We start from the raw sequence: 7,186 nt of genomic DNA on the forward strand, positions 1-7,186 counted from the left end.
ATAGCTCAATCAGTTTGTTTTGTTTGTACTGACTCAGACGACTTTTTCTCATAAGGAAAATTCTAACTTAAACGGAATCTCCTGAGTTATCTAGGACAGCCCCTAATTTATATTAAATACATACATGGATACCATTTTTCTTGACGGCAGCATCATTGCCGAATACTTCTACATCGGGCTTGCGCTGCTGGTACTGGCTTCGCTGGTCGCCGGCTATATCGACGCGGTGGCGGGCGGGGCGGGGCTGATTCTGATTCCCGCGTTTCTCATGGTCGGGCTGCCGCCGCAAACCGCGCTGGCGCAGGAAAAACTCGTGAGCACCATCGGCACGGTAGCGGCAATTAAAAACTTTATGAAAAGCGATTCGATTATTTGGAAAATCGTCCCTGTCGGCATTGTTTCTGCTCTGGCAGGGGCGTATATCGGCGCGAAAGTCATCCTGCTGCTGCCCCCCCATGCCATCAGCTACATTATTCTGGCTTTTCTGCCCGTCGGCTTGGCAGCCACGCTGTTTAAAGGCAGGCTGATTGCCAAGTCTGACGACACACAGCGCGGCGAAATCAAAAAATCGGCATTGGCCGTATTCCTAACCTGTCTGACCGTCGGTTTTTACGACGGCTTTTTCGGGCCGGGTACGGGCAGTATTTTCATTATCGCCCTATTCCTGATCAACCGCCTGACCTTGCTGCAAGCCTCAGCCACTTCCAAAATCTTCAATTTTGCTTCCAACATCGGCGCATTTATTGCCTTTGTGCTGGCGGGGAAAATGGCATTTCTCATCGGCATTCCGATGATTGCCGCCAATCTGGTGGGCAACCATTTCGGCAGCCTGCACGCGATTAACAGCAACGGCGAAATTATTAAAAAAGTATTGGTTGTTACCGTAGGGCTGATTATGTGTACGATGATTTACAAAGCTGTGGCAGGCTAAGGTTTAAAAACTAAAACCCATAGGCCGTCTGAAAGCCTTTCAGACGGCCTGTTATATAATGTGCGCTTTCGTTTCTCCGCCGGATTTCCATCATGACCGACCCCGCCTACATCCCCCTGCGCCTGCATACCGAGTTTTCGATTACCGACGGCATGGTGCGCATCAAAGAAGTAGTCAAAAAAGCGCAGGAATACGGCCTGCCTGCGCTGGGTATCAGCGATTTGATGAACGAGTTTGGCCTGGTGAAATTCTACAAAGCCTGCCGCAGCGCGGGCATCAAGCCGATTGGCGCGGCGGACGTGTGGATCGGCAATCCCGAGTCGCCCGACAAGCCTTTCCGCGCGATGCTGATTATCCGCAACGAGGCCGGTTATCTGCGTTTGAGCGAGCTTTTAACCGCCGCCTATGTCGGCAAAGACCGCAATCTGCACCATGCCGAGCTAAACCCCGAATGGCTCTCCGAGGGCGACAACAGCGGCCTGATCTGCCTTTCGGGCGCGCATTTGGGCGAAGTGGGCGCGAACCTGATGAACGGGCATGAAGACGCGGCGCGTGCGGCGGCCTTGAAATACGCGGCTTGGTTTCCGAACGCGTTTTATTTGGAATTGCAACGCCTGCCCGAGCGGCCGGAATGGGAAGCGTCGGTATCGGGCAGCGTGAAGCTGGCCGAGGAATTGGGGCTGCCGGTGGTGGCGACGCATCCGGCGCAGTTTATGAACGAGGGCGACTTTAACGCGCACGAGGCGCGCGTGTGCATCGCCGGCGGCTGGGTGCTCAGCGATAAAAAACGTCCGCGCGATTTTACGCCGAGCCAGTTTTTCATTCCGCCGGAAACGATGCTGGAACGTTTCGCCGACTTGCCCGAAGCCTTGGAAAACACGGTGGAAATTGCCAAACGTTGCAATATCCATATCACGCTGGGCAAAAACTTCCTGCCCCTGTTCCCGACGCCCGACGGTCTGTCGCTGGATGATTATCTGGTGAAACTATCCAACGAGGGCTTGCAGGAACGCATGGTTCAGCTTTATCCCGACGAGGCGGAACGGGCGGCGAAAATGCCGGAATATCAGGAGCGGCTGGATTTTGAGTTGAACATCATCATCCAGATGAAATTCCCCGGCTATTTTCTTATCGTACAAGACTTTATCAACTGGGCAAAAACGCACGGCTGTCCGGTGGGGCCGGGGCGCGGTTCGGGCGCGGGTTCGCTGGTGGCGTATTCGCTGAAGATTACCGACCTCGACCCGCTGAAATACGCGCTGCTGTTCGAACGTTTCCTAAACCCCGAACGCGTTTCCATGCCCGACTTCGACGTGGACTTCTGTCAGGCAAACCGCGGGCGCGTGATTGAATATGTGCGCGAAAAATACGGCGCGGAAGCGGTGAGCCAGATTGTTACTTTTGGCACGATGTCGTCCAAAGCGGTGATCCGCGATGTGGGGCGCGTGCTGGAGCTGCCGTTTACTCTGTGCGACAAACTGTCTAAGCTGATTCCGCTGGAAGCCAACAAACCTCTGGGTTTGGACGATGCCATGAAGGCGGAGCCGCAGATTCAGGAATTGATTGAAGCGGAAGAAGCGGACGAACTGATTACGCTGGCGAAAAAGCTGGAAGATTTGACGCGCGGTCTGGGTATGCACGCGGGCGGCGTGTTGATTGCGCCGGGTAAGATTTCCGATTACAGCCCCGTGTATCAGGCGGACGAATCCGCCTCGCCCGTATCCATGTACGACAAGGGCGACGTGGAAGACGTGGGTTTGGTGAAGTTCGACTTTTTGGGTCTGCGCAACCTGACCATCATCGAAATGGCGCAGGACAACATCAAAGCCACCACCAGCGATATTGTCGATGTCGGCAAAATCCCGCTCGACGACCAACTCGCCTACAAAATTTTCCGCGACGCGAACACCACCGCCGTATTCCAGTTTGAATCCTCCGGCATGAAAAAAATGCTGAAAACGGCGCACACCACCAAGTTTGAAGAACTCATCGCCTTCGTATCGCTCTACCGTCCCGGCCCGATGGACAACATTCCCGATTTCGTCGCCCGCATGAAAGGCGAAAAATTCGAATACATCCATCCGCTGCTGGCATCGATTCTCGAGCCGACCTACGGCATCATGGTGTATCAGGAACAAGTGATGCAGGCGGCGCAGATTATCGGCGGCTACTCGCTCGGCGGCGCGGATTTGCTGCGCCGCGCGATGGGTAAGAAAAAGCCCGAAGAAATGGTGAAACACCGCGAAATCTTCGCCGAAGGCGCGGCCAAACAGGGCATCTCGCGCGCCAAATCCGACGAAATTTTCAACTACATGGAAAAATTCGCCGGCTACGGTTTCAACAAATCCCACGCCGCCGCCTACGCCCTGATTTCCTATCAGACGGCCTGGCTCAAAGCCCATTACCCCGCCGAGTTCATGGCCGCCACCATGTCGTCCGAACTCGACAACACCGACCAGCTCAAACATTTCTACGACGACTGCCGCGCCAACGGCATCGAGTTCCTGCCGCCCGACATCAACGAATCCGACTACCGTTTCACGCCGTATCCGAACATGAAAATCCGCTACGCACTCGGCGCGATTAAAGGCACGGGCGAAGCAGCCGTCGAATCCATCATCGCCGCGCGGCAAAGCGGCGGCAAGTTTACCGGCCTCTTGGACTTCTGCGAGCGCGTCGGCAAAGAACACATGAACCGTCGCACCCTCGAAGCCCTGATACGCGGCGGCGCGTTTGACAACATCGAACCCAACCGCGCCAAACTCATCGCCAACATCGACTTGGCGATGGACAACGCCGAACAAAAAGCCGCTAACGCCAACCAGGGCGGCCTGTTTGACATGATGGAAGACGCCATCGAGCCGGTGCAGCTTGCCGACGCGCCCGCATGGAGCGAATCGGAAAAACTGGCCGAAGAAAAAACCGTCATCGGCTTCTACCTCTCCGGCCACCCCTTCGGCCCTTATGAAAAAGAAATCCGCCAATTCGCCCCCGTCCGCCTGAGCCGTCTGAAACCGCAGGACAGCGTGCGCGTGGCCGGCTTCGTTACCGGAGTGCGCACCATCATGGGCAAGAGCGGCAAATTCACCGTCGTCCGGCTCGAAGACCGCAGCGGCACGGCCGAAGTGAGCGTGTCCGGCGAGCTGCTGGAAGAAGCGCGCGACCGCCTCAAAACCGATCAGGTTTTGATTGCCGAATGCCGCGTCAGCCGCAGCGACTACAACGGCGGCGAATTGCGCGTCAGAGCCAACAGCATCATGACCCTGCCGCAGGCGCGGGAAAAATTCGCCCGCAGCCTCACCCTTACCGCGGGCCCCGACAGCGACACCGCCGCCCTGCTCGAACTGCTCGCCGCACGGCGCAGCAGCGGCCGCGACGGCATCCCCCTGCACGTGCGCTACCGCAACGACGGCGCTCTCGGCGAACTCGACCTTGCCCGCCGATGGCGTCTCAACGCGGATGCCGCCCTGTTCGAACAACTGCAGCAGCTGCTCGGCGAATACGGCCTCAGCGTCGGCTGGTAGAAACACAAAAGCCAAGCCGCCTGCGGGCGGCAAAAGAGGCTTTCGGATGCCGCCGGAAGGCCGTCTGAAAGCCTGTCAGACAAAAACACCAAAGCAAAAACAACATAACGGGTATAGAAAATGGGAAAACACAAAACCAACCTGGACACCGCCGCCCTGTTCGCGCAAATCGGCGAACCGCGCAACACCGCCGCCCGCCGCACCGCTGCCGCGCACGCCCTGCGGCAGCAGCCCTATGCCGCCGTTTCAGACGGCCTCAAAGCACTGGCCGCCGCCCCGTCAGCCCGCGTCCGCGCCGCCGCCGCCCTGATACTCGGCGGCCTGCAGACCGACGGACGGGACGAAAGGCAGCAGGCTGCCGCCCTGCTGTGCCGCCTGCTGCGGCGCGGCGAAACCCCAGCCGTCCGCGCCGCCGCCGTTGCCGCCCTGGCCGAACGCTGCCGCAGCGGCACCTTCGGCGAAGAAGAGTTTGCCCTTATCGAGCCGCACCTTGCCCCCTGTTTTTTCGCCGACCGCCCCGCCGTCGTCCGCGCCCTGGCCGATGCCGCCGCCGACTTTCCCGCCAATCCGCGCAACGTCCGCTTTCTTGTCGAAACCGTCGCCCGCGCCGCCCCTGCCGCCGCCAAAGCCGCAGCGGCGGCCTGCCGTAAACACGGCCTTGCCGACGCCGGACTGACCCGTGCCGTCGAAGGCCGTCTGGCACAGAGCGACACTCCGCCCGCCCTGCGCCGCGAACTCCTCGCCTGTCTCGGAGGCCGCTGACTGCCGGTTTTTAAAACGCCAAAGACAGTCGGAAAATCTCCCGACAACGTCAGCGGAGGCCGCCTTTCAGACGGCCTCCGCAACCGACAGTAAGGCCGTCCCCGCCTTCAGACGGCCTCATACCGCAACAGGCCGTCTGAACCCCAAACGGAAGCCCCGCATGACCCAAACTCCTTCCAGCCCCACCATCGCCGCCGTCGCCACTGCCCCCGGGCGCGGCGGCGTGGGCGTGATCCGCATTTCCGGCAAACACCTGCTGCCCTTGGCGCAGCAAATCAGCGGCGGCAAAACGCCAAAACCGCGCCTTGCCCTTTACACCGATTTTCTCGATGCCCAAGGCCGCGCCATCGACAGCGGCCTGATGCTCTATTTCGCCGCGCCCGCCAGCTTCACCGGCGAAGACGTGATTGAGCTGCAAGGCCACGGCGGGCCGGTTGTCATGCAGATGCTGCTCTCGCGCTGCTTGGAACTCGGCGCGCGGTTGGCCGGGCCGGGCGAATTTACCAAACGCGCCTTTCTCAACAACAAACTCGATTTGGCGCAGGCCGAAAGCGTGGCCGACCTCATCGACGCGTCCAGCCAATCGGCCGCCCGCATGGCCGTGCGCTCGCTCAAAGGCGCGTTTTCGCAACACATCCACGCGCTGGTGGACGACCTCATCACGCTGCGGATGCTGGTGGAAGCCACACTCGACTTTCCCGAAGAAGACATCGACTTTCTCGAAGCTGCCGACGCACGCGGCAAGCTCGCCGGTTTGCAAGGCCGTCTGAAAACCGTATTGGCGCAGGCGCAGCAGGGCGCGGTGTTGCGCGAAGGCATGAATGTCGTATTGGTGGGCGCGCCAAATGTGGGCAAATCCAGCCTGCTCAACGCGCTGGCGGGCGACGACATCGCCATCGTTACCGACATCGCCGGCACCACGCGCGACACCGTGCGCGAACAGATCACCCTCGACGGCATCCCCGTACACATCACCGACACCGCCGGCCTGCGCGACACCGACGACACCGTAGAAAAAATCGGCATCGAGCGCAGCGGCAAAGCCCTTGCCGAAGCCGATGTCGCCCTGATTCTCATCGACCCGGCCGAAGGCTTGAACCAAAAAACGCGCGACATCCTCGCCGCGCTGCCGCCGAATCTGAAAAAAATTGAAATCCACAACAAAATCGACCTCGCAGGCACCGCGCCGAGTCTTTCAGACGGCCTCACGCTTGAGAGCGGCGCGGACACGCTGATTGCCCTTTCCGCCAAAACCGGCGCGGGCTTGGATTTGCTCAAGCAAGCCCTGTTGCAGCAAATCGGCTGGCAGGGCGAAAGCGAAGGCCTGTTCCTCGCCCGCCGCCGCCACACCCACGCCCTCGAAACCGCGCAAAGCGAATTGGACAACGCCGCCCTGTGCGGCAACAACCAGATTGAATTAATGGCCGAACACCTGCGCCTGGCACAAGCCGCGTGCAGCGAAATCACCGGCGAATTCACCGCCGACGACCTGCTCGGCGTAATTTTCTCGCGTTTTTGCATCGGCAAATAAAGCGCGGAAAAAAGGCCGTCTGAAAGCGTTGCGCAACGCTTTCAGACGGCCTTTGCCGTATGCGCTATAGTGAACCAACACGAAAATCTACGGCGTTGCTGCGCCTTGCCGTATTACTCATACTGTCTGCGGCTTGCTGCCTTGTATCTTTTCTATTTTGTTTCACTATCCTGGAGGATTTGACGAACATTTACATTCTAATCAGGGGTATAGAGGTCGCTGGACCAATTTGGGGTGCGGTAGGTTAATTGATAGGCGAGCAATGTTGCAACAACTTAAAAAATGTACAAGATAGGAGTATATTATTATGTTTAGTTTGAAAACAGCAGTTAAAATTTTGGGGCTGTCCTAGATAACTCAGGAGATTCCGTTTAAGTTAGAATTTTCCTTATGAGAAAAAGTCGTCTGAGTCAGTACAAACAAAACAAACTGATTGAG

General features: G+C 58.3%; 4 protein-coding genes. All 4 read left to right on the plus strand.

Annotation, left to right across the window (positions count from 1 at the left end):
• Window positions 1–124: 124 nt before the first annotated feature.
• The 4 genes from ACLD9W_RS11680 (at window position 125) to mnmE (ending at window position 6,748) form a co-directional block, all read left to right on the plus strand.
• Window positions 125–931, plus strand: coding sequence for a sulfite exporter TauE/SafE family protein (locus ACLD9W_RS11680; protein WP_410842174.1), 807 nt, complete (start codon window positions 125–127; stop codon window positions 929–931).
• Window positions 932–1,023: 92 nt separating this feature from the next.
• Window positions 1,024–4,455: a DNA polymerase III subunit alpha gene (dnaE, locus tag ACLD9W_RS11685; protein ID WP_410842175.1), complete on the plus strand. Its 3,432-nt coding sequence runs from the start codon at window positions 1,024–1,026 to the stop codon at window positions 4,453–4,455.
• 120 nt (window positions 4,456–4,575) lie between these two features.
• Complete coding sequence (locus ACLD9W_RS11690; RefSeq protein WP_410842176.1) at window positions 4,576–5,217, plus strand: HEAT repeat domain-containing protein; 642 nt, start codon at window positions 4,576–4,578, stop codon at window positions 5,215–5,217.
• Window positions 5,218–5,377: 160 nt separating this feature from the next.
• Window positions 5,378–6,748 (plus strand): tRNA uridine-5-carboxymethylaminomethyl(34) synthesis GTPase MnmE, encoded by a 1,371-nt coding sequence (gene mnmE, locus ACLD9W_RS11695; protein WP_410842177.1) that lies wholly within the window; start codon window positions 5,378–5,380, stop codon window positions 6,746–6,748.
• Window positions 6,749–7,186: the final 438 nt, after the last annotated feature.

This window comes from Neisseria sp. WLZKY-1 (genome assembly GCF_046546535.1).
Taxonomy (GTDB): Bacteria; Pseudomonadota; Gammaproteobacteria; order Burkholderiales; family Neisseriaceae; genus Neisseria.

Coding starts and splice junctions, on each gene's coding strand:
- ACLD9W_RS11680 (WP_410842174.1), top strand. CDS start 125: ATGGATACCATTTTTCTTGACGGCAGCATCATTGCCGAATACTTCTAC.
- dnaE (WP_410842175.1), top strand. CDS start 1,024: ATGACCGACCCCGCCTACATCCCCCTGCGCCTGCATACCGAGTTTTCG.
- ACLD9W_RS11690 (WP_410842176.1), top strand. CDS start 4,576: ATGGGAAAACACAAAACCAACCTGGACACCGCCGCCCTGTTCGCGCAA.
- mnmE (WP_410842177.1), top strand. CDS start 5,378: ATGACCCAAACTCCTTCCAGCCCCACCATCGCCGCCGTCGCCACTGCC.